Annotated in this window: 24 protein-coding genes and 3 tRNA genes; 12 read left to right on the forward strand and 15 right to left on the reverse strand. The window is 50.7% G+C overall.

Features of this window, described 5'->3' with window-relative positions:
- Positions 1-28: 28 nt before the first annotated feature.
- Positions 29-316 (reverse strand): co-chaperone GroES, encoded by a 288-nt coding sequence (gene groES / locus LPB400_RS00145; RefSeq protein WP_003684150.1) that lies wholly within the window; start codon positions 314-316, stop codon positions 29-31.
- 417 nt (positions 317-733) lie between these two features.
- On the opposite strand from groES, the gene LPB400_RS00150 reads away from it, so the two are divergent.
- From LPB400_RS00150 to LPB400_RS00175, 6 genes are all read left to right on the forward strand, one after another.
- Positions 734-2,812 carry a TonB-dependent siderophore receptor gene (locus tag LPB400_RS00150; protein WP_219089013.1) on the forward strand — a complete coding sequence of 693 codons (2,079 nt, stop codon included), beginning with the start codon at positions 734-736 and terminating at the stop codon, positions 2,810-2,812.
- Positions 2,813-2,927: 115 nt separating this feature from the next.
- A complete protein-coding gene (locus LPB400_RS00155; protein ID WP_219089015.1) occupies positions 2,928-3,890 on the forward strand; it encodes a siderophore ABC transporter substrate-binding protein in 963 nt (320 codons plus the stop codon).
- Between the two features lie 230 nt (positions 3,891-4,120).
- Positions 4,121-5,089 carry an ABC transporter permease gene (locus tag LPB400_RS00160; RefSeq protein WP_219089017.1) on the forward strand — a complete coding sequence of 323 codons (969 nt, stop codon included), beginning with the start codon at positions 4,121-4,123 and terminating at the stop codon, positions 5,087-5,089.
- Complete coding sequence (locus LPB400_RS00165) at positions 5,079-6,050, forward strand: iron chelate uptake ABC transporter family permease subunit (protein ID WP_004520978.1); 972 nt, start codon at positions 5,079-5,081, stop codon at positions 6,048-6,050. Before LPB400_RS00160 ends, LPB400_RS00165 begins: the two co-directional genes overlap by 11 nt.
- 88 nt (positions 6,051-6,138) lie before the next feature.
- Positions 6,139-6,765 carry an FmdE family protein gene (locus tag LPB400_RS00170; RefSeq protein WP_219089019.1) on the forward strand — a complete coding sequence of 209 codons (627 nt, stop codon included), beginning with the start codon at positions 6,139-6,141 and terminating at the stop codon, positions 6,763-6,765.
- 82 nt (positions 6,766-6,847) lie between these two features.
- Positions 6,848-7,606, forward strand: a complete 759-nt coding sequence (locus LPB400_RS00175) for an iron ABC transporter ATP-binding protein (RefSeq protein ID WP_049350811.1) — start codon at positions 6,848-6,850, stop codon at positions 7,604-7,606.
- A 68-nt stretch (positions 7,607-7,674) separates the two neighbouring features.
- Here LPB400_RS00175 and LPB400_RS00180 read toward each other — a convergent pair whose 3' ends face one another.
- From LPB400_RS00180 to LPB400_RS00195, 4 genes are all read right to left on the reverse strand, one after another.
- On the reverse strand, positions 7,675-8,967 hold the full coding sequence (locus tag LPB400_RS00180; RefSeq protein ID WP_219089021.1) for a valine--pyruvate transaminase: 1,293 nt from the start codon (positions 8,965-8,967) through the stop codon (positions 7,675-7,677).
- Between the two features lie 140 nt (positions 8,968-9,107).
- Complete coding sequence (locus LPB400_RS00185; protein WP_039862543.1) at positions 9,108-9,266, reverse strand: DUF1328 domain-containing protein; 159 nt, start codon at positions 9,264-9,266, stop codon at positions 9,108-9,110.
- 72 nt (positions 9,267-9,338) lie between these two features.
- Positions 9,339-9,533 carry a CsbD family protein gene (locus LPB400_RS00190; RefSeq protein ID WP_070584611.1) on the reverse strand — a complete coding sequence of 65 codons (195 nt, stop codon included), beginning with the start codon at positions 9,531-9,533 and terminating at the stop codon, positions 9,339-9,341.
- Between the two features lie 301 nt (positions 9,534-9,834).
- Positions 9,835-10,134 carry a porin gene (locus LPB400_RS00195; RefSeq protein WP_107792239.1) on the reverse strand — a complete coding sequence of 100 codons (300 nt, stop codon included), beginning with the start codon at positions 10,132-10,134 and terminating at the stop codon, positions 9,835-9,837.
- Positions 10,135-10,228: 94 nt separating this feature from the next.
- Here LPB400_RS00195 and LPB400_RS00200 point away from each other — a divergent pair, with 94 nt between their 5' ends.
- From LPB400_RS00200 to LPB400_RS00215, 4 genes are all read left to right on the forward strand, one after another.
- The gene (locus LPB400_RS00200; protein ID WP_219089023.1) at positions 10,229-11,059 is read left to right on the forward strand and encodes a carbon-nitrogen hydrolase family protein; all 831 of its coding nucleotides are present in this window, start codon (positions 10,229-10,231) and stop codon (positions 11,057-11,059) included.
- A gap of 9 nt (positions 11,060-11,068) precedes the next feature.
- Positions 11,069-11,614 carry a crossover junction endodeoxyribonuclease RuvC gene (ruvC, locus tag LPB400_RS00205; RefSeq protein ID WP_219089025.1) on the forward strand — a complete coding sequence of 182 codons (546 nt, stop codon included), beginning with the start codon at positions 11,069-11,071 and terminating at the stop codon, positions 11,612-11,614.
- Between the two features lie 78 nt (positions 11,615-11,692).
- The gene (locus tag LPB400_RS00210; protein ID WP_225905511.1) at positions 11,693-12,577 is read left to right on the forward strand and encodes a lipid A biosynthesis lauroyl acyltransferase; all 885 of its coding nucleotides are present in this window, start codon (positions 11,693-11,695) and stop codon (positions 12,575-12,577) included.
- Positions 12,578-13,347: 770 nt separating this feature from the next.
- Complete coding sequence (locus LPB400_RS00215; RefSeq protein ID WP_003749126.1) at positions 13,348-14,142, forward strand: 3'-5' exonuclease; 795 nt, start codon at positions 13,348-13,350, stop codon at positions 14,140-14,142.
- An 83-nt stretch (positions 14,143-14,225) separates the two neighbouring features.
- Here the strand turns inward: LPB400_RS00215 and prmC are convergent, their stop codons facing one another.
- The 9 genes from prmC to LPB400_RS00260 form a co-directional block, all read right to left on the reverse strand.
- Positions 14,226-15,038, reverse strand: coding sequence for a peptide chain release factor N(5)-glutamine methyltransferase (gene prmC / locus LPB400_RS00220; protein ID WP_219089649.1), 813 nt, complete (start codon positions 15,036-15,038; stop codon positions 14,226-14,228).
- A complete protein-coding gene (locus LPB400_RS00225) occupies positions 15,028-15,489 on the reverse strand; it encodes a hypothetical protein (protein WP_219089029.1) in 462 nt (153 codons plus the stop codon). The genes prmC and LPB400_RS00225 overlap by 11 nt, the downstream gene beginning before the upstream one ends.
- 53 nt (positions 15,490-15,542) lie before the next feature.
- Positions 15,543-16,985 carry a metalloprotease TldD gene (gene tldD / locus LPB400_RS00230; protein ID WP_070460573.1) on the reverse strand — a complete coding sequence of 481 codons (1,443 nt, stop codon included), beginning with the start codon at positions 16,983-16,985 and terminating at the stop codon, positions 15,543-15,545.
- Between the two features lie 559 nt (positions 16,986-17,544).
- Positions 17,545-18,387 (reverse strand): cell division protein, encoded by an 843-nt coding sequence (locus tag LPB400_RS00235; protein WP_070591601.1) that lies wholly within the window; start codon positions 18,385-18,387, stop codon positions 17,545-17,547.
- A 15-nt stretch (positions 18,388-18,402) separates the two neighbouring features.
- A complete protein-coding gene (locus tag LPB400_RS00240; protein ID WP_219089031.1) occupies positions 18,403-20,163 on the reverse strand; it encodes a bifunctional biotin--[acetyl-CoA-carboxylase] ligase/type III pantothenate kinase in 1,761 nt (586 codons plus the stop codon).
- Entirely contained in the window at positions 20,160-20,666 is a 507-nt protein-coding gene (gene rfaE2, locus LPB400_RS00245; RefSeq protein WP_219089651.1) for a D-glycero-beta-D-manno-heptose 1-phosphate adenylyltransferase, read from the reverse strand. Before rfaE2 ends, LPB400_RS00240 begins: the two co-directional genes overlap by 4 nt.
- 259 nt (positions 20,667-20,925) lie before the next feature.
- Positions 20,926-21,002, reverse strand: a tRNA-His gene (locus LPB400_RS00250).
- 9 nt (positions 21,003-21,011) lie between these two features.
- Positions 21,012-21,088 (reverse strand) — tRNA-Arg (locus tag LPB400_RS00255).
- 27 nt (positions 21,089-21,115) lie between these two features.
- Positions 21,116-21,193 (reverse strand) — tRNA-Pro (locus tag LPB400_RS00260).
- Between the two features lie 201 nt (positions 21,194-21,394).
- Here LPB400_RS00260 and folD point away from each other — a divergent pair.
- Together folD and LPB400_RS00270 are read left to right on the forward strand one after the other, a co-directional pair.
- The gene (folD, locus tag LPB400_RS00265) at positions 21,395-22,246 is read left to right on the forward strand and encodes a bifunctional methylenetetrahydrofolate dehydrogenase/methenyltetrahydrofolate cyclohydrolase FolD (RefSeq protein WP_219089033.1); all 852 of its coding nucleotides are present in this window, start codon (positions 21,395-21,397) and stop codon (positions 22,244-22,246) included.
- Positions 22,247-22,330: 84 nt separating this feature from the next.
- On the forward strand, positions 22,331-23,404 hold the full coding sequence (locus tag LPB400_RS00270) for an AI-2E family transporter (protein ID WP_219089035.1): 1,074 nt from the start codon (positions 22,331-22,333) through the stop codon (positions 23,402-23,404).
- A gap of 58 nt (positions 23,405-23,462) precedes the next feature.
- Here LPB400_RS00270 and LPB400_RS00275 read toward each other — a convergent pair whose 3' ends face one another.
- Entirely contained in the window at positions 23,463-24,467 is a 1,005-nt protein-coding gene (locus LPB400_RS00275; RefSeq protein WP_219089037.1) for a DUF6236 family protein, read from the reverse strand.
- Positions 24,468-24,628: the final 161 nt, after the last annotated feature.

Here is a 24,628-nt window from a genome sequence, read left to right on the forward strand (position 1 = left end):
CCTTTGGTTCTGAAACTTAATTCAACAATTATTCAACGATACCGAAGATGTCTTCTTCACGCATTACCAACAGCTCTTCGCCGTCGGCTTTTACAGTTTGGCCGCTGTATTTGCCAAAGATCACTTTGTCGCCGACTTTGACATCCAGCGGACGGCGCTCGCCGTCTTTACCGATTTTGCCCGCACCCACGGCGATTACTTCGCCCATGTCGGGTTTTTCAGCAGCCGCACCCGGCAAAACGATGCCGGAGGCGGTTTTTTCTTCAGCTTCTAAGCGTTTGACGACTACGCGGTCGTGTAAAGGGCGGATGGTCATGTCTTAATGCTCCGATAAATAAATAGATTGAAAACAATTGTCTGTCGGACATGACAGACACGGTTTGCTTGGAAATAGCGGCACGCTTAATGGAAAGCCTGCCTTAATGGCGGGTAGATTTGGGTTGTTTGCGACAAATTCAAGGGAAAAAGTAAAAATTTCTATGCAGTCTTTCCAAATATTTTCATACGCAAAAATGCCCGATCACATATTTTTCAGACGGCCTGATATACCAACTGCAAAGTTCGTTTAAAAACAACCCACTTTCTTTACAAATTCAACACAACTCTTTACAACTGTTTCTTTTATATGCATGATTATAAATGATGATTATTATTAATTGCAGATTTTAAAGATAATTTCTCTTTATTTGCTTTTATTTTTTTATTACTGTCATTTTATTAAGGACATTTCTCAATGAATACGCCCCTGTTCCGACTGAGCTTGCTGTCACTGACACTGGCAGCCGGTTTTGCACACGCAGAAAATGAAGCCAAAGACAATGTTGTGCTTGATACCGTTACCGTTAAAGGTGACCGCCAAGGTAGCAAAATCAAAACCAATATCGTCACTCTTCGTCAAAAAGACGAAAGCACGGCAACCGATTTGCGCGAATTATTAAAAGAAGAACCTGCCATCGATTTCGGCGGCGGCAACGGCACGTCCCAATTCCTGACGCTGCGCGGCATGGGTCAAAACTCGGTGGATATTAAGGTGGACAACGCCTATTCTGACAGCCAAATACTGTATCACCAAGGCCGTTTCATCATCGACCCTGCACTGGTTAAAATCGTCTCTGTACAAAAAGGCGCAGGTTCGGCATCTGCCGGGATCGGCGCGACCAACGGCGCGATTATTACCAAAACAGTCGATGCCGAAGACTTGCTCAAAGGTTTGGATAAAAACTGGGGCGTGCGCCTCAGCAGCGGCTATGCCAGCAATGACGGCGTAAACTACGGTGCCAGCGTGTTCGGAAAAGCCGGCAACTTCGACGGTTTGTTCTCTTACAGCCGCAACGATGAAAAAGATTACGAGGCAGGTAAAGGCTACACCAACCAATACGGTGCAAACAAAGTCTTAAAAAGCGGATTGGACAAACGCAGCTACCTCGCCAAAATTGGTGCAACCTTCGACGACCACCGCATTGTCTTAAGCCATATGCAGGATCAACACCGTGGAGAACGCTTCATCCGAGAAGAATTCGGTTGGCAGACCTTTGCCCGTCCGGACGGCAGGAAAGCTGACAATACACCCATTTACCGCGAAACTACCCAATCCAACACCAACTTAGAGTACACGGGTAAAAACCTGGGTTTTGTCGAAAAACTGAATGCCAACGCCTATGTGTTGGAAAACGAGCGCTATTCTGCCGATGACAAAGGTAACGGCTACGCAGGCAATGTGGCAGGCCCGACCACAACCAAAATCACCACCAAAGGTGCAAATATCAACTTCGACAGCCGCCTTGCCGAAAAAACCCTGTTGAAATACGGTGTCAACTACCGCCATCAGGAAATCAAACCCCATGCCTTCCTGAATTCGCAATACACCAACACCGATGCCGCCCTGCAAAGTCTGGTACGCGGATACAGCCTGACCAACCCGACCAAAACCGATTACGGCGTGTATGTCGAAGCCATCCAAGATATCGGTGATGTTACCCTGACCGGAGGTCTGCGTTACGACCATTTCGAGGTCAAAACCCATGACGGCAAATCGGTTTCAGACGGCAAAGTCAACCCGAGTCTGGGCGTAATTTACCAACCTATCGAAAACTTGAGCTTCAGCGCAAGTCACAACTACGCCAGCCGCAGCCCGCGCCTGTACGACGCACTGCTGACCCACGGCCGCCGAGGCATCGTTTCCATTGCAGACGGCACAGTAGCCGAACGCGCGCGCAATACCGAAATCGGCTTCAACTACAACGACGGTACATTTGCCGCAAACGGCAGCTACTTCTGGCAAAAAATCAGCGACGCCATCGCCAATCCGCAAGACCGCCACGGCGCGGCATTTAAAGAAACTGCCAATGCGGGCTACATCAAAAACCATGGCTATGAATTGGGCGCATCTTACCGCACAGGCGGCCTGCTGGCTAAAGTCGGCGTCAGCCACAGCAAACCACGCATCTACGACACCCATCCTAAAAACCTGTTAAGCGCAAACCCCGAATTTGCCGTACAGACCGGCCGCACTTGGACGACTTCCCTCTCCTACCGCTTCCAAAATCCAAATTTGGAAATCGGCTGGCGCGGACGCTACCTCCAAAAAGCCTCCGGCTCTGTGTTAGTACGCGACAAAGGTGAAGTCAAACGCAAAGGCTACGGGGTGAACGATGTGTTCGCCAACTGGAAACCTCTGGGCAAAGACACGCTCAATGTCAACTTTGCCGTCAACAACGTGTTTAACAAGTTCTACTATCCGCACAGCCAACGCGGTGAAACCTTGCCGGGTATCGGCCGCGATGTCCGCTTGGGTGTGAACTACCGCTTCTAAGCAATCAGCTTGAAAAAGCCGTCTGAAAACAAAAGTTTTCAGACGGCATCTAGCTTTATAATCCGATACAAGTTATCATTTCGATTTGCTTTATTTCCGACCACGGAGAAACTCTATGTTACGTTTGACCGCTTTAGCCGTATGCTGCGCCCTCGCTTTGGGTGCGTGTTCACCAAAAGATTCTGCTTCCAATCAGGCACAAACTGCTTCCGCTTCTGCCGCCCAAACCGAAAGTGCAAGCCTGACCGTTAAAACGGCTCGCGGCGATGCGAAAGTGCCGCAAAATCCAGAGCGTATCGCCGTTTACGATTTGGGCATGCTCGATACTTTAAACAAACTGGGCGTGAAAACCGGTTTGTCCGTCGATAAAAACCGGCTGCCTTATTTAGACGAATATTTCAAAACCACGAAACCTGCCGGCACGCTGTTTGAGCCTGACTACGAAGCCTTAAACGCTTACAAACCGCAGCTCATCATCATCGGCAGCCGTGCAGCCAAAGCGTTTGATAAGTTGAACGAGATTGCACCGACCATCGAAATGACCGCCGAAACCGCCAATCTGAAAGAAAGCTCAAAAGAGCGCATCGACGCGCTGGCGCAAATCTTCGGCAAACAGGCCGAAGCGGACAAGCTGAAAGCGGAAATCGATGCTTCGTTTGAAGCGGCGAAAACTGCTGCGCAAGGCAAAGGCAAGGGTTTGGTGATTTTGGTCAACGGTGGCAAGATGTCGGCTTTCGGCCCTTCTTCCCGTTTGGGCGGTTGGCTGCACAAAGACATCGGTGTTCCCGCTGTCGATGAATCGATTAAAGAAGGCAGCCACGGCCAGCCTATCAGCTTTGAATACCTGAAAGAGAAAAATCCTGATTGGCTGTTCGTTTTGGATCGCGGCGCGGCCATCGGTGAAGAAGGTCAGGCTGCGAAAGATGTTTTGAACAATCCTTTGGTTGCCGAAACAACCGCATGGAAAAAAGGCCAAGTCGTGTACCTCGTACCGGAAACCTATCTGGCGGCCGGCGGTGCACAAGAATTGCTGAATGCTTCCAAACAGGTCAGCGATGCGTTTAATGCGGCCAAGTAATTCGGAACGGGCATAGCCGCCCGCTTCTTTCAGACGGCCTGAACGGTTTAATGATTCACAGGGTCAAGCTGCTTGATCTGAAGTCATTGAATTTAGGCCGTCTGAAAATACATAGTACAAATGGACAATTTTTGCCTGTTTGCATCTGTTTTTATGATGGGCAAACCTGCTTTTTTTCCCAAATACTTTAACCCTTCTTTCAGACGGCCTTATTTTTTCCGAACCATTTTATGTTTCACAAACCTTCATTTTTAAATGCGATCAACGGTGTGGCGCTGCTGATATTGTTTGCCGTAAGCCTGTCGGTCGGCGTAGCCGACTTCAAATGGTCCGCCCTGTTTTCGCTATCCGACAGCCAGCAAGTCATGTTCATCAGCCGCCTGCCGCGCACGTTTGCGATTGTGCTGACGGGTGCGTCGATGGCGGTGGCCGGCATGATTATGCAGATTTTGATGCGCAACCGTTTTGTCGAACCGTCGATGGTGGGCGCAAGCCAAAGCGCGGCTTTGGGTTTGCTGCTGATGACCCTGCTGCTTCCGGCCGCTCCGCTGCTGGCAAAAATGTCGGTTGCCGCCGTTGCCGCGCTGATCGGGATGTTGGTCTTTATGCTGCTGATCCGCCGCCTGCCGCCGACGGCGCAACTAATGGTGCCTTTGGTCGGGATTATTTTCGGCGGTGTGATTGAGGCGGTGGCCACCTTTATCGCTTATGAAAACGAAATGCTGCAAATGCTCGGCGTGTGGCAACAGGGCGATTTTTCCGGCGTGTTGCTCGGACGGTATGAATTGTTGTGGGCAACAGGGATTTTGGCTTTGTTTGCCTATTTGATTGCCGACCAGCTGACGATTTTGGGCTTGGGCGAAACAGTGAGCGTGAACTTGGGGCTGAACAGGACGGCGATTCTGTGGTCGGGGCTGATTATTGTGGCGCTGATTACGTCTTTAGTGGTCGTGACGGTCGGCAATATTCCGTTTATCGGCCTAGTCGTGCCGAACATCATCAGCCGCCTGATGGGCGACAAGCTGCGCCAGAGCCTGCCTGCGGTGGCCTTGTTGGGCGCGTCTTTGGTGTTGCTGTGCGATATTGTCGGACGCGTGATTGTGTTTCCGTTTGAAATTCCGGTCTCTACAGTTTTTGGCGTGATGGGGACGGTTTTGTTTTTGTGGCTTTTATTAAGGAAACCTGCTCATGCCGTCTGAAAAAAATATCGGTTTTATGGCAGGAAGCAGCCGTCCGTTGTGGGTCGCCTTTGCGCTGTTGCTGGTTTCCTGCGTCCTATTTATGACGCTCAACGTCAAAGGCGATTGGGACTTTGTCTTACACCTGCGCCTGACCAAACTTGCCGCGCTACTGATGGTCGCCTATGCGGTCGGCGTGTCCACGCAACTCTTCCAAACGCTGACCAACAATCCAATTCTGACCCCTTCGATTTTGGGTTTCGATTCGCTGTATGTGTTTTTGCAGACCTTGCTGGTGTTTACGCTCGGCGGCGTGGGCTATGCTTCCCTGCCGTTGACGGGCAAATTCGGCTTTGAACTGGTCGTCATGATGGGCGGCTCGCTGCTGTTGTTCTACACGCTCATCAAACAGGGCGGACGCGATTTGTCGCGCATGATTTTAATCGGCGTGATTTTCGGGATTTTGTTCCGCAGCCTGTCGTCGTTGCTTTCGCGCATGATTGATCCCGAAGAATTTACCGCCGCACAGGCGAATATGTTTGCCACCTTCAATACTGTCCACTCGGAATTGTTGGGTATCGGCGCAGTCGTGTTGCTCATCAGCGCCGCCGTGATCTGGCGCGAACGCCACCGCCTCGATGTTTACCTGCTCGGCCGCAATCAGGCCATTAATTTGGGTATCAACTACACGCGCAATACCTTATGGCTGCTGTTGTGGATCGCCGCATTGGTTGCAACCGCCACTGCCGTTGTCGGCCCGGTGAGCTTTTTCGGCCTGCTGGTTGCCGCGCTGGCCAACCACTTTTCCCCGTCGGTCAAACATTCCGTCCGCTTGCCCATGACTTTTTGTGTCGGCGGCATCCTGTTGGTCGGTGGGCAAACCATCTTCGAACACTTCCTCGGCATGCAGGCCGTATTGAGCGTGGTCGTCGAATTTGCAGGCGGATTGGTATTTTTATATTTGGTGTTGAAAAAGAAATAAATTAAACGTGCCCAAACGCTCGCAAAAATAAATTCAGGCCGTCTGAAACCTTCAGACGGCCTAAGCAAACACATAAAGGACAACCCTCATGACACAAGAACGCCTCCCTTCATTCTTCGATGACGCCCCAACCATTACCGTCCAAGACGCATTGGCCGACTTCCTCGGCGCGGCCGAAAACGGCATCCTCACTTACCACTACGCCGATGCCGTGCGCCTGTGCGGCCACTCCTGCCCGACCGTCGCCGGAGCCTACCTGATGGTCATCAAAGGCCTGAAAGCCCTTTACGGCGCAGAGCTGCCGCAACGCGGCGACATCGAAGCCTTTATGCAGGGCGAGCGTGACGAAGGTACGACCGGTGTTACCGCTTCCGTCGTCCAACTCCTTACCGGCGCGGCACCCGAAACCGGCTTTGGCGGCGTAGGCCCTGCCGGACGCTTTGCCCGCCGCCACCTCTTGTCCTTTGGTGCAGGCGAAATCAACGGCACACTCGCGCTCCGCCGCCGCGATACCGGCAAAACCGTTGCCGTCAGTCTCAACGCCGCACTCCAACCCTTCGCACCGCAAATGCGCGACATCATGCCCAAAGCCGTCAGCGGCAGCGCAAGTGCCGACGAACTCAAACAATTCGGCGAGCTTTGGCAAGAACGCGTCCGCGCCTTCCTGATTGACCAAGCCGACAATCCCGAATTTGTCACCGTCAGCGAAATCTAACCACACCATACAGGAATAAAATTCAGACGGCCTCACGCTGAAAGGCCGTCTGAAACCCCAATTTCCATTTTCGGACCCGCCTATGATTACCATCCGCAACGTCAGCCACACCATCGGCAGCAACCCCATCCTCAACGACGTCAGCCTCGACATTCCCGAAGGCGGCATTACCGCGCTGATCGGCCCGAACGGCGCAGGCAAGTCTACCCTCCTCTCCTTTATGGCGCGCCTGCAGCCCTTGATACACGGCGACATCAGCTACGCAGGCAAAGACATCAAAACCACCCCCACCGCCGAACTTGCCCGCACGCTCTCCATCCTCACCCAAGAAAACAGCATCATGAGCCGTATTACCGTGCGCGACCTGCTCATGTTCGGCCGCTATCCCTACCACCAAGGCAGGCCGTCTGAAACGGATAAAACCATCGTCGAAGAAGCGCTCGCCGAATTCCACCTGCAAGATTTTGCCGACCGCTACCTGACCGAGCTTTCCGGCGGCCAACGCCAACGCGCCATGATTGCCATGGTGTTCTGCCAGCGCACCGACTACGTTTTGCTGGACGAACCGCTGAACAACCTCGACATGTATCATGCCCGCTCACTCATGCAAATCCTGCGCCGACTGACCGACGAACACAAGCGCACCACCGTCGTCGTCCTGCACGACATCAACCAGGCCGCCGCCTATGCCGATTACGTCGTCGCCATGAAAAACGGCCAAGTCGCCATGCAGGGCAAGCCCAACGATATTTTCACCGCCGAAAACATCAAAACCTTATTCGATATGGACGTCAACGTCCTCGATTACGAAGGTAAAAAACTGGTTATCCACCATATCTAAATCCGACAAAAAGGCCGTCTGAAACCCGATTACTCATGTTTCAGACGGCCTTTGTCTATTCAAAGCGTTTATTTTTTATCGTACAAACCGCGCACCACGCGACCGATTGCGACAATACCTTTTTCCAGCGTTTCCGCGTCCTGCGCAATGCTCATGCGGATGCACTCGTGCGCGTGCGGATAGTTTTGCGTATCGATGCCGACAAAGAAATGCTCGCCCGGAATAATCAGCGTGCCTTCGGCCTTGAGCATTTCGTACAAGGTTTGCGATGAAACAGGCAGATTTTCAAACCAAAGCCACAAGAAAATCGCACCTTCAGGCTTATGGATTTTCAACGGATACGCGCCCAATTCGCGTTTGAGCAGGGAGACCGCCGTTTGCGCCTGCTGACGGTAAAACGGCTGAATCACTTGGTCGGCCAGCTGTTTCAGACGGCCGTCGTTTAACAGCGGAGCCGCAATCGCCGCGCCGAAACGAGTTGGCGACAGGTTCACAATCGCATTCAAACTGCTGACGGCTTTGACCACTTCCGGCGCGGCTACAATAATGCCGGTACGCACACCGGGCAGGCCGATTTTAGAAAGGCTGAAGCAGAGGATGATGTTTTCGTGCCAGTTGAGCGTCACATCGCTGTAAATAATATTCGGGAACGGCATTCCGTAAGCGTTGTCGATAATCAGCGGAATCCCGTGTTCCTGCGCCAAAGCATCCAAACGTGCCATCTCGCCGTCGGTCAACACATTGCCGGTCGGGTTGGTCGGGCGCGAACAGCAAATCGCACCGATTTTGCCCTCTTTCAATTCAGGCAGGCTCTCCAGCGCGCCAAAGTCCACGCGGTATTTGAAAAAGCCCGCTTCGCCTTCGTGTTCGACATTTTCGATTTTCGGCTTCACCGAAATAAAATGCTGCCCTTCGACATGCACGTCGGCATAACCGATATATTCAGGCGCAAGCGGCAACAAAATGGCTTTCTCAGCCGTTTGGCCGTCTGAAAGATTGAATTTGCCGCCAAATAGGTTAAACAAATAGAAAAACGCGTTTTGCGAACCATTGGTCAGCGCGATATTGTCCGCCGTCAGATTCCAGCCGTATTCGCGGTTGAGAAACTTAGTCAAAGCCGCAATCAGCGCCGCATCGCCCTGCGGATTGGAATAATTGCCGATATTCTCAACAGCATGTTCCGCCGCCAGCTTGGAAAACACATCAGCGAACACCGCATTGACTTCAGCAATCTTCGCCGGATTACCGCCGCCAAGCATATTGACGGGCTTGTCGCTTTTGAGCGCGTCGCCCAAATCGTCCATCAACTGCAAAATACCGCTGTGTTGTGTGAATTTTTCGCCGAATGCTGAAAACTGCATGGAAACTCCGTTGCTGGGTGTGTAAAAAAATAAACCGCTATTATAAGAACAAAGGCCGTCTGAAAACCAGTTATCCTGATTTTTCAGACGGCCTATTTGACGGAATAGTGGCTTGATACAACCTTATTGGTCTACAGGTATTATTTCTTCCTGCCAAAAATCAGTGATATCACCGACAAGATCAAGAAACCGGCAAATAAAATTTTGGCTATGCCTGCCGCACTACCTGCAATACCACCGAAACCTAATACAGCTGCAATAATAGCGATGATAAAGAAAACGATCGAATAATGAAGCATGATTTTTTCCTTTCGGTTTAATATAAAAACGGTCGAGGGAGATACGACCGTTTATGGTGAAATTCAACGGTCTTAGTTATTCAACCAATCATCAATTTCTTTTTCAGCTTCATCTTTAGTGCGACCGTAACGCTCTTGGATTTTACCAGCCAACTGATCGCGCTTGCCTTCGATGATGTCCAAATCGTCGTTTGTCAACTCGCCCCATTTTTCTTTGGCTTTACCTTTAAGCTGCTCCCATTTTCCTTTGATAATATCTTCGTTCATGGTTATACCATCCTATCTTATTGATTAATATTTAACTCACGGATAAAACCGCTTGCATTTAACCTTACTTAATAATTTATTAATTTTCAAGCAAAGACAATGCTGGTTTTCTAATCAATCAACCAATATCTTATTAATCTATTAATTAATCAATAAGTTACACAAAACTGTTAAATTTTGAAAATATTAAGATATTATTGATTACCGCCTTTTAAGTGTATTCTTTAAATCAATCGACCTCACTATAAAAAACAGGCCGTCTGAAAATCTTTCAGACGGCCTTTACTATCCAATCTTTCCTTTAACGGCCAAAATTGTCTCGACGTTCGCGCCAGTCTTGGCGGATGGAGCCGTTTTTGCCGACCGGCGTGTCTTGTTCGACTTCCCAAATAAAATTCGTTCCGCCGCCAATCGGATGCGAGCCGCGTAAACCGATATGGCTGCCTTGGTCGGCAATGGCGGTTCGGCTGTATGTTTGGCCGCCGAAACGGGTTTGCGAGGTTTCGATGCCGCTTTTGATGCTGCCGTAGAGCTGTACGTCGGCATGTGCGGCAAGTGCGGCGGTGGAAAGTGCAGCAGTGAGGAGAAGTTTCAAGTTCATGGTTTATCCTTTTTTGGAGAGGAATTGTGTGACGATTGTATCGGCCTTGTGCGTAAACAAGTTACAATTCTTGCAAAATCTGACAGGAGTTTTGATGATGCGCTCTTTACGCGCCGCTGCTGTGCAAATGGTGTCGTCTACCGACCCTGAAACCAATATTGCCACCATGAAGCGCCTTGTCCGCGATGCGGCCGAACAAGGGGCGGATTGGGTGCTGCTGCCCGAGTATTGGCCGCTGATGGGCAAAAACGATACGGACAAGCTGGCATTTGCCGAACCTTTGGACGATGGACGCGTTGGCAAAACCTGCCACACCCGTTTTCAGACGGCCTTAAGCGAAACGGCAAGGGAATGCGGCGTGGTGTTGTTTGGCGGTACGGTTCCGTTGCAAAGCCCAAACGCTGACAAGGTGATGAACACGATGCTGGTGTATGACCGCGACGGCAAACGAATCGGGCTTTACCACAAAATGCACCTTTTCGGCTTTTCCGGTTTGGGCGAACGCTACGCCGAAGCCGATACGATACTGGCGGGAAGCGATGTGCCGAAGTTAAGCGTGGACGATGTTCCGCTGGCGGCCGGCGTCTGCTACGATTTGCGCTTTCCTGAGTTTTTCCGCGCCCAGCAGCCGTTTGATGTTTTGCTGTTGCCGGCCGCGTTTACCTACATTACCGGCAAGGCGCATTGGGAATTGCTGCTGCGCGCCCGCGCAGTGGAAAACCAATGCTACGTCATCGCGTCGGCACAAGGCGGACTGCATGAAAGCGGCCGCCGCACATTCGGCCACAGTATGATTATTGATCCTTGGGGCGATGTGTTGGCGACATTGCCGGAAGGCGAAGGCGTGATTTGTGCCGATTTGGATACCGCGCGCCTGCAAAGCGTGCGCACGCGACTGCCTGCCCTGAAACACCGATTACTTTAAACACGCACTATGTCCCAGTTCCAACCCACACGCATTCTCGGCATCGACCCTGGCAGCCGCGTGACCGGCTTCGGCGTGATCGATGTCCACGGCCGCGAACATCATTATGTTGCTTCCGGCTGTATCAAAACCCCGACCGGCGCGTCGCTTTCCGAACGCATTGCCGTGATTGTTCACCATATCGACGAAATCATCCGCCACTATCAACCCCATCAGGCGGCCATCGAGCAAGTGTTCGTCAACGTTAATCCGGCCGCGACGTTAATGCTCGGTCAGGCGCGCGGTGCGGCGATTGCCGCTTTGGTCATGCACGACTTGCCCGTGTTTGAATACACCGCGCTTCAGGTCAAGCAGGCTGTGGTTGGCAAGGGTAAGGCCGCCAAAGAGCAGGTGCAGCATATGGTTGTCCAAATGCTCGCACTTTCAGGCACGCCGCAAGCCGATGCCGCCGACGGACTCGCCGTCGCCCTCACCCACGCCCTGCGCAATCACGGATTGGCTTCGCAACTCAACCCTGACGGCCTGCAGGTCAAGCGCGGCCGTTTCCAATGGTAAGCCGACATTCAGGCCGTCTGAAATCGTGTTCCAGCCCGTTTTCAGACGGCCTTTCGGTTATAATAACCCTTTGCCCACATACAGCGAGCCTTCATGAAAGCCGCCTTCCTTTTTCTCTACCTCATCCGCCTACTGCCTTTTTGCGTGTTGCACAAGATTGCCGACGCGGTCGGCATTCTCGCTTATTACGCAGTCAAACCGCGCCGCAAAGTCGGCGAGGTCAACCTCAAAAAATGCTTTCCCAAGCTGAACGACAGCCAGCGCACCGCCCTGCTCAAACGCCACTTCCAACACATGGCGAAACTGATACTCGAATACGGCCTCTACTGGTACGCACCTGCGGACAAGCTGCGCTCGTTGGTGCGCTATCAAGACAAACACCATCTTGACGAAGCCCTCGCCGCCGGCGAAAAAGTCATCATCCTCTATCCGCACTTTACCGCATTTGAAATGGCGGTTTACACGCTCAATCAGGATGTACCGCTGACCAGCATGTATTCGCACCAAAAAAACAAAGCCCTGGACGAGCAGATCCTGAAAGGCCGCCACCGCTACAACAATGTTTTCCTGATCGGCCGCACAGAAGGCCTGCGCGCCATCATCAAACACCTGCGCAAAAGCGATGCGCCCTTTCTTTATCTGCCCGACCAAGACTTTGGCCGCAACGATTCCATTTTCGTCAATTTCTTCGGCATTCAGACGGCCACGATTACCGGCCTCAGCCGTATCGCCGGCATGACCAAAGCCAAAATCATTCCCGCCATCCCCACGCGCGAAGCCGACAATACCGTAACCCTGCGCTTCTATCCGGCTTGGGACAATTTCCCGACCGAAAATGTCGAAGCCGACACCCAGCGCATGAACGACTTTATCGAAGAGCGGGTACGCGAGCATCCCGAACAATACTTCTGGCTGCACAAACGCTTCAAAACCCGTCCCGAAGGCGAAAGCAGCTTTTACTGACTACATAAAATTACAATTTAAGCATGAAAAAGCGGCAAAACCTTTCTTTTGCCGCTTTTTCATTTTAATTGTATCAAACCCAATCTCAGCTTCAATTTCAAACAATCAAATCAAATTCCACTTTAAATGCTTTAAAAACAACTTTTTTCAAGGCAATTGAAACTTTCAAACAACCTTATATTTTTTCTCAAATAAAAAATGCTCCAGCCAATACCCTTTTCATTTATATGTTAAATTTAATTTCATTTAAAAACAAAATGTTATAAGATAATCTTTAAAATAAAACAAATTTTAATCATTCGAAATATGAAATTAAATTAAATTTAAAGCAAGAAATACAAAATAAACATCTAATTTTAAATTAATTATGAAATTTAATTGCAAAAATATGACAATAACTGCAATTTACACCAAACCAAACCTTCAGAAAAAAACACTTGGCAAACTGTAAAATTTCGCGTAAATTTCACTACATCAAATTACAAGACATTCAGACGGCCTCAGCCGGTTTTAGATGTTTTTGTAAACAGTTTTCTGATATTGCAAGCAATTGCAGTATTTTTAGAGGATTTCGGCGCAATGCCCGAAATGAAAGTTTACCGGTGCAGAGTTGAGCTGCATCTGTAAAGCCGCAGGTGAAAGCCTGTATTGTTTGTGAAGCGTAAATCTCTGATTTGAGGTATTGGGGCAATCCTGTGGGGGATTGCCTCTTTTTTTATCTGCTCCGTCATGCCACAATGGCATCATTCCTTATCCAACCCGATCACGCCATGACCCCGATACTCGCCTTCGACATCGAAACCATTCCCGACGTAAACGGCATCCGCCTGCTTTACGATTTGCCTGCCGATTTACCCGACAACGAAGTCGTCCTGTTTGCCCAACAGCAACGCCGCGCCAAAACCGGCAGCGACTTTATGCAACACCATCTGCACCAAGTTGTCGCCATCTCCTGCTGTATGCGCTGGGGTCAGGACAAAATCCGTGTCAGCACCATCGGCGATCCCGAAGACAGCGAAGAAGTCATGATTGCCAAATTCTTCGAGGTCATCGAAAACTATACGCCGCAACTCGTCAGCTGGAACGGCGGCGGTTTCGACCTGCCCGTCCTCCACTACCGCGCCCTGATACACGGCATCAGCGCCGCCCGCTATTGGGACATGGGCGACGGCGACTTTGGCGACAGTCGCGACTTTAAGTGGAACAACTACATCAGCCGCTACCACACCCGCCATTGCGACCTGATGGATTTGCTCGCCCTCTACCAACCGCGCGCCAGCGTGCCTTTGGACGATATGGCCAAACTCTGCGGTTTCCCCGGCAAACTGGGCATGGACGGCAGCAAGGTTTGGGACGCTTATCATGCAGGCCGTCTGAAAGACATCCGCGACTATTGCGAAACCGATGCCGCCAATACCTACCTGATGTACATGCGCTTTCGCATGATGAGCGGCGCGCTCGATGCCGACGAATACGAAGTCGAAATCAAACGCATCAAACACTATCTGGCCGCACAAGCCGAAGAAAAACAACACTGGGCGGAGTTCGTCGCTGCTTGGCGTTAAACCAGGCCGTCTGAACAGCCAAACCAGACAACCCAAAGGGCGTGATCGACACGCCCTCTTTTAATTCCGATAAACCATGCCCGCTAGGCAGGCAAACGCCCCAGCGTGACCCTGTCCAATCCTGCCAAATCCTGTTCGGTTGCCACTTCGGCAAAACCGTTCTCCAGCATAATGTTCCGCACCGCTTCGCCTTGGTCATAGCCGTGTTCAAACAGCAGCCAGCCGTTGGCTTTCAGGTATTTAGGGGCTTCTTGGGTAATGTGGCGGATATGGCTGAGGCCGTCTGAAAAGTCGGTCAGCGCGTTTTGCGGTTCAAACCTCAAATCGCCCTGCGACAAATGTTCATCGCCATCCTCGATATACGGCGGATTGGAAACAATCACATCGTATCGGCCTTCAGACGGCCTGTCGGTATCAAACCACGAACCCTGCGCAAATTCGACTTTTGCGCCCAATTCGGCCGCATTTTGACGGGCAGTATCCAAAGCACCGACGCTGATGTCGGATGCGCGAACATCGGCATCAACGCGTTCAAGCGCGATGGTTACGGCAATGGCGCCGCTGCCCGTTCCCAAATCCCACACGCGGCCTTGCGGCGGCAAGCGTTTGAGCACGGCTTCCACCAAATGCTCGGTTTCAGGGCGTGGAATCAGCACATGCGGATTGACGGCAAAGCGTCGTCCGTAAAACTCGCGTTCGCCCAACAGATAGGCCATCGGCTCGCCTTTCAGACGGCGTTGCGTCAAAATCTCCAAGGTTTGCAGGGCAGATTCTGCCAAATCGTCCGTACCGCGTGTAACCAGCTGCGCGCGCGTGTAACTCAGCGCATATTGCAACAACATCCGCGCTTCATTTTTGGGCAGTGCCGATTGGCGCAACCATTCATCAAGCGTCATTTTTCGTCCCATCTGCCAGCGTTGCGGCTTTTCTTTCCTTATTCTTTCCGGCAAACGTGCCGATGGTGGCAACCGCAAATGCGGCATACCACAAATAAAATCCTGCACCGTAGCGCACGATATCCGATGTATTCCCTGCTTCATCGACGTGTACGGCTTTCACACTGAAAGCCACCAGCGCCAAGCCCCAAAGCGCCGTATGGACAGGCACGACCTTCTTCCGCAACGCCAGCAACACAATGGCCGCCAACCAAACATAATTGGCATAGGCCGCACAATACCTGATATCCAAAGAAGTAAATATCGACCCCAGAATCAAAACGGTCACACCCTTCATGCTTTCATGATTGCCCAAATAAAATGCAACATTGGACAAAGACGCTATCCACAATGCAACCGACACCAGCAACATCACGATGGGAAAACTTGATTTCCGATTCTGTTCCTGCATGGTTTTATCCTAATGTAAAAGGCCGTCTGAAAACCTTTCAGACGGCCTGCCGTTTAAATTTCGCTACCGCCGACGGTCAGTCCGGCATCAATCCTCAGGGTCGGTTGTCCGACGCCGACAGGAACGCTCTGCCCTTCTTTGCCGCAGACGCCGATGCCGCTGTCGAGCGCAGTGTCGTTGCCTATCATGGAAACGTGTTTCAGCACTTCGGGGCCGTTGCCGATGATGGTCGCGCCTTTGACAGGGTATTGCAGCTTGCCGCCTTCCACCCACCATGCTTCGGATGCGCTGAACACGAATTTGCCGCTGGTAATGTCCACTTGTCCGCCGCCGAAGTTGACGGCGTAAATGCCCTTGTCGATGGAGGCGATGATTTCTTCCGGCTCATAGCCGCCGTTTTCCATAAAGGTATTGGTCATGCGCGGCATAGGCGCGGAAGCGTAACTTTCGCGTCGGCCGTTGCCGGTCGATTGCGTGCCCATCAGGCGGGCGTTGGTTTCGTCCTGCATATAGCCGACCAAAATACCGTCTTCAATCAATACCGTGCGGCGGGTTTCGTTGCCTTCGTCGTCGATATTGAGCGAACCGCGTCTGTCGGCAATATCGCCTTGGTCCACAACGGTAACGCCTTTGGCAGCCACGCGTTCGCCGATTCGACCGGAGAAAACGCTGGTTTCTTTGCGGTTGAAATCGCCTTCCAAACCATGTCCGACCGCTTCGTGCAGCAACACGCCCGGCCAGCCGTTGCCCAAAACAACAGTCATCTCGCCGGCAGGCGCAGGACGGGATTCAAGATTGGTCAGGGCTTGTTTGACGGCGGAATCGACAAACCGATGCACCAAGTTTTCATCGAAATACGCCAAATCATAACGTCCGCCACCACCCGCGCTGCCCTGCTCGCGACGCTCGCCTTGCTTGGCAATGACGGTTACGTTCATGCGTACCATCGGGCGGATGTCGGCAGCGTGTTTGCCGTCCAGACGGGCGATGTACACCATGTCGTATTCGCAGGTCAAACCGGCCATCACTTGCACGATACGCGGATCGGCGGCTTTGGCCAGCGTTTCAACTTTGTTCAACAGCGCGACTTTGGCAGCGGAATCAAGGCTGGCAATAGGGTCAATCGCCATGTGGACAGGCTTGCCGTAGGCAGGTGTCGGCACTTTGACGCTGGCCTCGTTGCCGGCCGCACCAATCACGCGCACGGCTTTGGCAGAGCGGTTGATCGAATCGATACACAGGCTGTCGGCGTAGGCAAAAGCGGTTTTATCGCCCGAAACGGCACGCACGCCCACGCCCTGATCAATTTGGAAGCTGCCCGATTTGACGATGCCTTCTTCCAAATGCCAACTTTCATAGGCAGTGCGCTGACAATAGATGTCGGCATAATCGACATGGTTGGCGCCGATAATGCTCAGGCTTTGGGCGAGCAAATCGGGGGAAAGATGGTTGGCTTCGAGCAAATCTCGCTGTACGGCGGCGTAGGTTTGTTGCATGATTTTTCAGACGGCCCGACAAGCAGGCAAAGTTAATTTGGTCTTGATTATACGGTATTTTATATGGCTTTGGATATGTTGATTGCTTGGGTTTATGAGTGATTGAAACAAATCAAAAGGCCGTCTGAAATATAGGGTTGAAATGTTTGCCTTACCCTATTTCAATCGGCCTGTTCGTTTGACGTTCAGACGGCCTTTTCAATCATGGCAAAGCCAATACAGAAACTTAATTTCCATACAAAACAATCTACTACAAAAAAATCCCTTATTTTTTTAGTTTTGCTATTGATAATAGTTATTATTAGCGTATAATCAAACTCACTCGGAAGACGTCCTAATCCGAGCCATTAAACGACAGATTTTATCCCCCTCTTCCCCATTATCTCTTGATACTCGGAGTGCGCATATACGAAACATACCTGTTCCCCTTTATATCAGATACTCAAAACCGAAAAACATGAAACCCACTGCCGATACAGTGGGTTTCGTGTTTTGTGGCGTTCGGTTTATCAGGCTTTTCCAACTGCTGATTAGGCCGTCTGAAACTGAATAGACCTGATTATCGGCAGGTTTTCATGTTCAATTTTCCATAACGGCCGACAATGTTTCTAATGTCTTGGGCATCGCGCTCGTCAACCGCCATAAAGACCACGGTCATGCGCGCCACGCTCAAACCGGTATCGGGTGCGCTTCTGTCTTCCTGCTCAACAATGCGTGCGCCGCCGAAACCTGCGCTGGACAAGCGTGAAATCAAAACTTGGGCGGAAGAGCGGCTGCGTGTTACGTCAATGCTGATTTCGCCGTTGTGAATGCTGCCGCTAAAGCCGCGGCTGCCCAAGGCATCAAGCTGGGCGGAGGTGTCGCCGTCGGCAGGCAAGACCACGCGGAAGGTTTTGGAGGAAGTCTCGCCACCGGATGCGCCGTTGCGTTTTTCGATACTGCGGCTGGCGGCATGAGGCCATTTGCCCAACAGGCCTTTGATGCGGTGGTAATCGTCTTCATCCATCACCACGGTGGCGCTGCTGGTACACAAGCGTTCCACGCCGGCCGCATCCATCTCTTCTTCAGCGGCGCGGCGCTCTTGCGCCTCTTTCTCGCGGCGCATTTTTTCTTTTTTCTCTTTCAACTGCTGCGCTTCTTGCTTTTTACGCAAGGCTTCCGCTTCTTCGGATTCAGGTTCGGCCATAATCAGGCCGTCTGATTCGACCACCACCCAATCGGGTTGCGATGCCTGCTGAGGCTCGGCTTTGGGCGCGTCCAAAGAAGACGGGCGCAATAATTCGTGCGTACCGCCTTCCAATGCCGATTCGGGTTTGGCGGTTTTATGTTGTGTCCGATAGGCAACCATGCTGCCAAAAACAATGATGTTGAGTGCGACCAAGACCGCAAACAGCCATTTCATGATGCGTTTTCCTTTTTATTGTCCGTTGCGATGGGCAATCCAATGCAAGAGCCCGTGAATCACGAGATTATCGACGATTTTCACTTGATTGTCATGAACGAATGACTCCGGCAGCGCCTGCACGACTCTGGCCGCGCCTCCGCCGGTGATAATGATATCGACCGGCTTGCCCTCGCCCGTTTTGTCTTTCAGACGGCCATGCATCATCATCAACGCGCCGCAAACGGCATCCATCATGCCGCTGGCAATGGCGTTCGGCGTTGTGGTTGGGAACGGATATACCTTGCCGATGGGGCGGTTGAGGTTGGCGGTCTTGAGTGCCATCGCCTCTTTCATCAAGTGGAAACCGGGCATGATGGTGCCGCCGAGATAATGATTGTCTTCCGTCAGCGCGTCGGTGGTTACGGCGGTACCGCAGCTGACGACGACGCAGGCGTTTTGCGTAAAGCGGCGGCTGCCCAGCGCATTAAACCAGCGGTCAGAGCCATGTTCTTCAGGGCAGCGGTAATGGTTGCGGATACCCAACGCCTGTGGCATGGAAGACAGCCATTCGACCGGACGGGTTAATTGTTCTTCAACCATCGCTTTTTTTACCGAACCGCACACGGCGCAACCGACAATTTTCACATCTTCATCGGCAAATTGCAGCCATTCTTCACCCAGCTGGGTCAAATCACGATACGGCGCGCGGCCGACTTCGGAAAATGTGCCGTTCTCTACCCATGCCCATTTCAACTGACTGTTGCCGCCGTCCAGCAGCAAAAAGCGTTCCGGCTTGGCGACGGCAGGTTGCACCAGACGATTATCCGGACGCAAGCTGATCTCGCCGCTGACAATGGTTTTCTCGCCATTGTCGGTCAACAAACGCAACGCGCCTTGCGCATCCACGCCTTTGACTACGCCTTCATGAACAATGCGCCCTTCTTGAAGCAGCAATACCGGCCTGCCTGTGTCGCGGTTGGCGGCATCGTATTCGCCGATACATGATGCAAATCCGTTTTGCGCGTATTCGTTCAACAGCACATCAAGTTGCGCCAACACCGCATTCAATAAGGTTTTGACGCTTACGCCCTGCTTAGAGGCCGTCTGAAACAAGGCCTGCACGGAAGTGGCGTTTTCAACTTCTTTCGGCAATACAAAATTGATGCCGATGCCGATGACGGCGACAGTCTTATTCTCTACCCGAGCCGTTTCAATCAAAATACCGGCCAATTTATCGTTGGCCACGACCAAATCGTTCGGCCACTTGATATTTACGTCCAAACCGATATCGGCAAGCGCACGGCGGCAAGCCAATGCCACCACCAACGCCAGCGAACCCAGCTCATACTGCGGCTTGTCAAACGCCCAGCCCAAGCTGAACATCAGGCATTCGCCCTGTCGGTTGACCCAACTCCGCCCTTGCCGTCCGCGGCCTTTGGTTTGGAAATGCGCCACACACAAGGCCTTATGCGCCAAATCTGCCGACTGGCGCGCCAACGCCATGATTTCATCGTTGCTGGACGAACATTCGTGTTTCAACTGCGCACGAAAACCCTGTTTTCCGGCCATTTGTTGCAGAGATTCTTCGGCAAACACAGCCAAAGGGCGCACCAAGCGCCATTGCCCGTCGTGCTGGCGCAGCAAACCGCGGATATGGCCCGGCATCTGCTGCCAGAATCCGTTTAATTGTTGCGGCTTCATCCCAACCACACGCGCCAACTGAGAAACGTGTTGCGGCAGGCCGTCTGAAAGCGCGGCGAGCAAGGCCCAATGGCGGCTGTTCAAATCCGTCATTCGCCTCCTCCGGCTTCGCGGATTTTCTCCAAAGTTTTGGTGGTCGAAGTCTGGTGTAAAAACGGAATCGAAAATACTTTGCCGCCGCGCGCAAACGTCTCGGCCGCACCGACAATCTTATCCACAGGCCAATCGCCGCCTTTAATCAACACATCGGGTTTGACCATTTCAATCAGTGTGGCCGGCGTATCGTCATCAAACCATGTGACCAAATCCACGCTCTCCAATGCCGCTGCCACTGCCGCGCGGTTTTCCAAAGGATTAATCGGACGATCATCACCTTTGCCCTGACGGCGCACCGAAGCATCGGTATTCAACGCCAGCACCAAAGCCGCACCGGTCGATCTCGCCTGCGCCAAATACGTTACATGGCCCCTATGGAGAATATCGAAACAGCCGTTGGTAAACACCAGCGGACGGGGCAATGCCGCCAAATGCTCCGCCAACTTTTCGGGCGGACAGATTTTGGATTCAAATTCTGGAGCTGACCATTCGGACATGATGCGGTTCCTTTGGGAATGAAACAGAAAATAATCGGGGTATTATAAATGATAACGGCGAAACACCATAAAAAGATACCGAACGGTATAATATTCTGGCTTGATTGCGTATTCATTGATATTTGATAACACGGCAAACGCCATTTTTGCCGATGCCATGATGAAACGGTTTGATAAATACTTTTTTGAAACCCTATTAAATCTGAAGTAAAATTCGGGTATAAACGGAAAAAAGCCTGCATATAATATGCAGGCTTTCATTTGGGGTGGCTGATGGGGCTCGAACCCACGACAACTGGAATCACAATCCAGGGCTTCTACCAACTGAGCTACAGCCACCGTAAAAATTGGCACGCCCGACAGGAATCGAACCTGTAACCCCCGACTTAGAAGGTCGGTGCTCTATCCGGTTGAGCTACGGGCGCTCATGCCGATTCGTGCTAAGAATTTTGTGGTCGGGGCGGTGGGATTCGAACTCACGACCCTCTGCTCCCAAAGCAGATGCGCTAACCGGGCTGCGCTACGCCCCGACTGAAGACCTGAACTATACAGACCCTTTTCAACCCGGTCAACACTTACTTTGCTTTATTTTTTCATTTTTTGGTTATCCTATTATTTTTAATCGTTATTTATTTTTATGTTTCGTAATCAGGGCCACTCTTTTGTGTCAGGCCGTCTGAAAAATGCGATAATTTAAACGCAATATTTATCCCTATTGAGGAGGAAAAATCATGGCTGCACAACTTATAGACGGAAAAAAAATCTCCCAGCAACGCATCGAGGCGGTCGCTCAGGCGGTAAAAGCGCGTCAGGAAAAAGGTTTGCACACGCCTTGCTTGGCGGTGGTATTGGTTGGCGACGACCCTGCCAGCGCGGTTTATGTACGCAATAAAAAACTGGCCTGCCAAAAAAGCGGCATCGAATCGCGATCTTACGAGCTGCCGTCTGAAACCACGCAAGACGATTTGTTGAAACTGGTGGACGAATTGAACGGCGATTCTGCCGTCGACGGTATTTTGGTGCAACTGCCGCTGCCGGCACACATCGACAGCCAAGCGGTTTTGGAACGTATCGAGCCGCATAAAGATGTGGACGGCTTCCACCCTTACAACGTCGGTCGCCTAGTCGTCAAAATGCCGCTGATGCGCCCTTGCACACCCAAAGGCGTGATGACTTTGTTGGAAGCCTACGGTATCGACCCGAAAGGCAAAAAAGCCGTTGTCGTCGGCGCGTCCAATATTGTCGGCCGCCCGCAGGCATTGGAATTGCTGCTGTCCCGCGCGACGGTAACCATCTGCCACAGTGCCACGCAAAACCTTGCCGATGAAGTTGCTGCCGCAGATATTTTGGTGGTCGGCGTAGGCATTCCGAATTTCGTTAAAGGCGAATGGGTCAAACCCGGCGCAGTCGTTATCGATGTGGGCATCAACCGCTTGGACAACGGCAGCCTGTGCGGCGACGTGGAGTTTGATGCCGCCAAAGAACGCGCATCCATGATTACGCCCGTTCCCGGCGGCGTCGGCCCGATGACGATTGCCACTTTATTGGAAAACACGGTACACGCGGCCTCATTGCACGATTAATCGCTGTCATTAAGTTAGGCCGTCTGAACATGGTTTTTCAGACGGCCTGACATGTTTTTTTGCTTTTTACCTTATTGGCTTCACATGTCCTTACTCTCTTCCCACACCGACAACCCGACTTTCCGCAACGCTTCCTATATCTTGATGGGCTTGGCCTTGCTGATTGTCTTGCACTACCATTTTCTGCCGCTGCTGCTGTCGGTTATCCTGACCTATATCTTTATTACGCGCACCAATGGCGTGATCCTCAAACTCCGCCGCCATGTTTTGCCGCGCAACACGCGGCTGCATAAATCGCTCAACGCGCACAATATCAACCTGATTTCCACCACGCTGACGCTGGCCATCGTATTCAGCATCATCACGATGATGTCTTTGGGCATTTACCACCTGATACACGGCGGCCATGTCGGCTTTATGTTGGCCAAGCTGGCAGCGATTTTGGAAGACACCAAAAACAGCCAAGACCTGCCTGCGGCCATTCTCAATATGCTGCCCAACAATATGGCCGAAATCAAAGCCTCGGCGATCAAACTGATTGAAGAATACCGCGCCGCGCTGACCCGTATCAGTAAAAACAGCATCACATCCTTCGTGTACATCCTCATCGGCATCATCATCGGCGCCATGCTCAGTTTCCACCGCCTGAAAATGCGCAAAAACCGCCACAAAATGCCGCTGTTTAAAGCCGAATTGATGCGGCGCATCGTCAATTTTGAAACCAGCTTTGAGCGCGTGTTCCTCGCCCAAGTCAAAATCTCGCTGATCGACACCTTCCTGACCGGCCTGTACCTCTACTTGGTTTTGCCGCTGTTCGGCGTTGACCTGCCGTTTAAAATGACCGTCCTGATCGTCGCCTTTATCGTCGGCCTGATTCCGGTGGCGGGCAACCTGATTTCCAACACCATCATCATTATTTTAAGCCTCGGCGCATCGCTGTACGTCGCCCTCGCCTCGCTGGTTTTCCTTGTTGTCATCCATAAGCTCGAATACTTCCTCAACGCCAAAATCATCGGCTCGGAAATCGAATCCAGCGCATGGGAATTGCTGGTAGCGATGGTCGTCTTTGAACGCATTTTCGGCATCGGCGGCATCATCGTCGCGCCGGTTTATTACGCGTATCTGAAAAACGAATTGAAACTGCGAAAATTGATTTGAATGTTGACACGGTAATATAGAAAGGCCGTCTGAGAAATTTCCAGACGGCCTTTTTATATTATGAGTTTGTCTTAAATTCGCGTCCCATTTTAAAAGTATAAGCAAAAGGACTATTTTCTACTGATTGTACAATCGGAGGGCTTTTTAGCCATTTAGAACTAAAACAAAGCATTGCTCCTGCTGCTAATTGAACACCGATATCAGGAATATATGGAGCTAATAGCGGTATTTCTTTAGCAATGCTTGCAATAGTGGGAGGTGTAGCAAAAAGGCTATATTTATCTGTTGGTAATATATTTTGAAAATGTGCTTTCATCGAATCTAGTCGAGTACGTATTTTATTTTCATTAAATAATCTATTTAAGTCATATAAATCTTTTTGAATCTCCTGTATTTTTTTATGATAAGTTTTTTGTATCTCTTCAGATTGAATGATAGAATTATAAATAGTATCTAAATGTTCACGAAGCCTAATTAACTCATCTCTTCTTCGATATTTAAAGTCAAGAATTTCATAAATTGGTGTACTATCAATAGGAACAGGTAGTGAATTTATTAAATTAAACTCTATAATTTGCTTTTTATTATCTTCATTTATCAAAGGAAAGTATAAATCATCTGTCTCAAAAATATCTTGAGCAAGAGTCCATTGTCCTTTAGATGATTTTATATGTTGTTCTAGAGCCCATAATTGTGATTTTAAAAATAAATCAGGATCAATTCGATGATTATCAAAGGGGGACATGGTTCTAGTAAGAATACCTTGTTCTTCTAACATTATTAAGTCTGGATCAGCCAATCTTACTAAACATATTTTATTTACAGGATAATCAATTTTATCCCAATAAACTAAATATTTAATAATATCTGAAGATCGTAAATTCCTTTTAGACGATAAACCACTAATTTCCTTTAACTCAAAATAAGTCTCCCTCGGCGGAATCAGCAGTTTATTCCTATAAGATATAAGGCCTTCTATATGATTAGAAGGTTCTTTAGTTGAAGTTACTTTATATATTGGTTCGAATATATCAGAAATAACAACCCCACGCTCTACACACATTTTTGTTACCTTTCAAAGCTAGGAAGTAATTTAAGGTAGTAATTATATTGGTAAGTAATGATACATTTACAAGGGTATTTTTAATTTTAATCTGATATAAAAAAGGCCGTCTGAAAACGACAATCGGGTTTTCAGACGGCCTTTGCTTTACCTTTTCTTAC

This window comes from Neisseria perflava (genome assembly GCF_019334725.1).
Lineage (GTDB): Bacteria > Pseudomonadota > Gammaproteobacteria > Burkholderiales > Neisseriaceae > Neisseria > Neisseria subflava_A.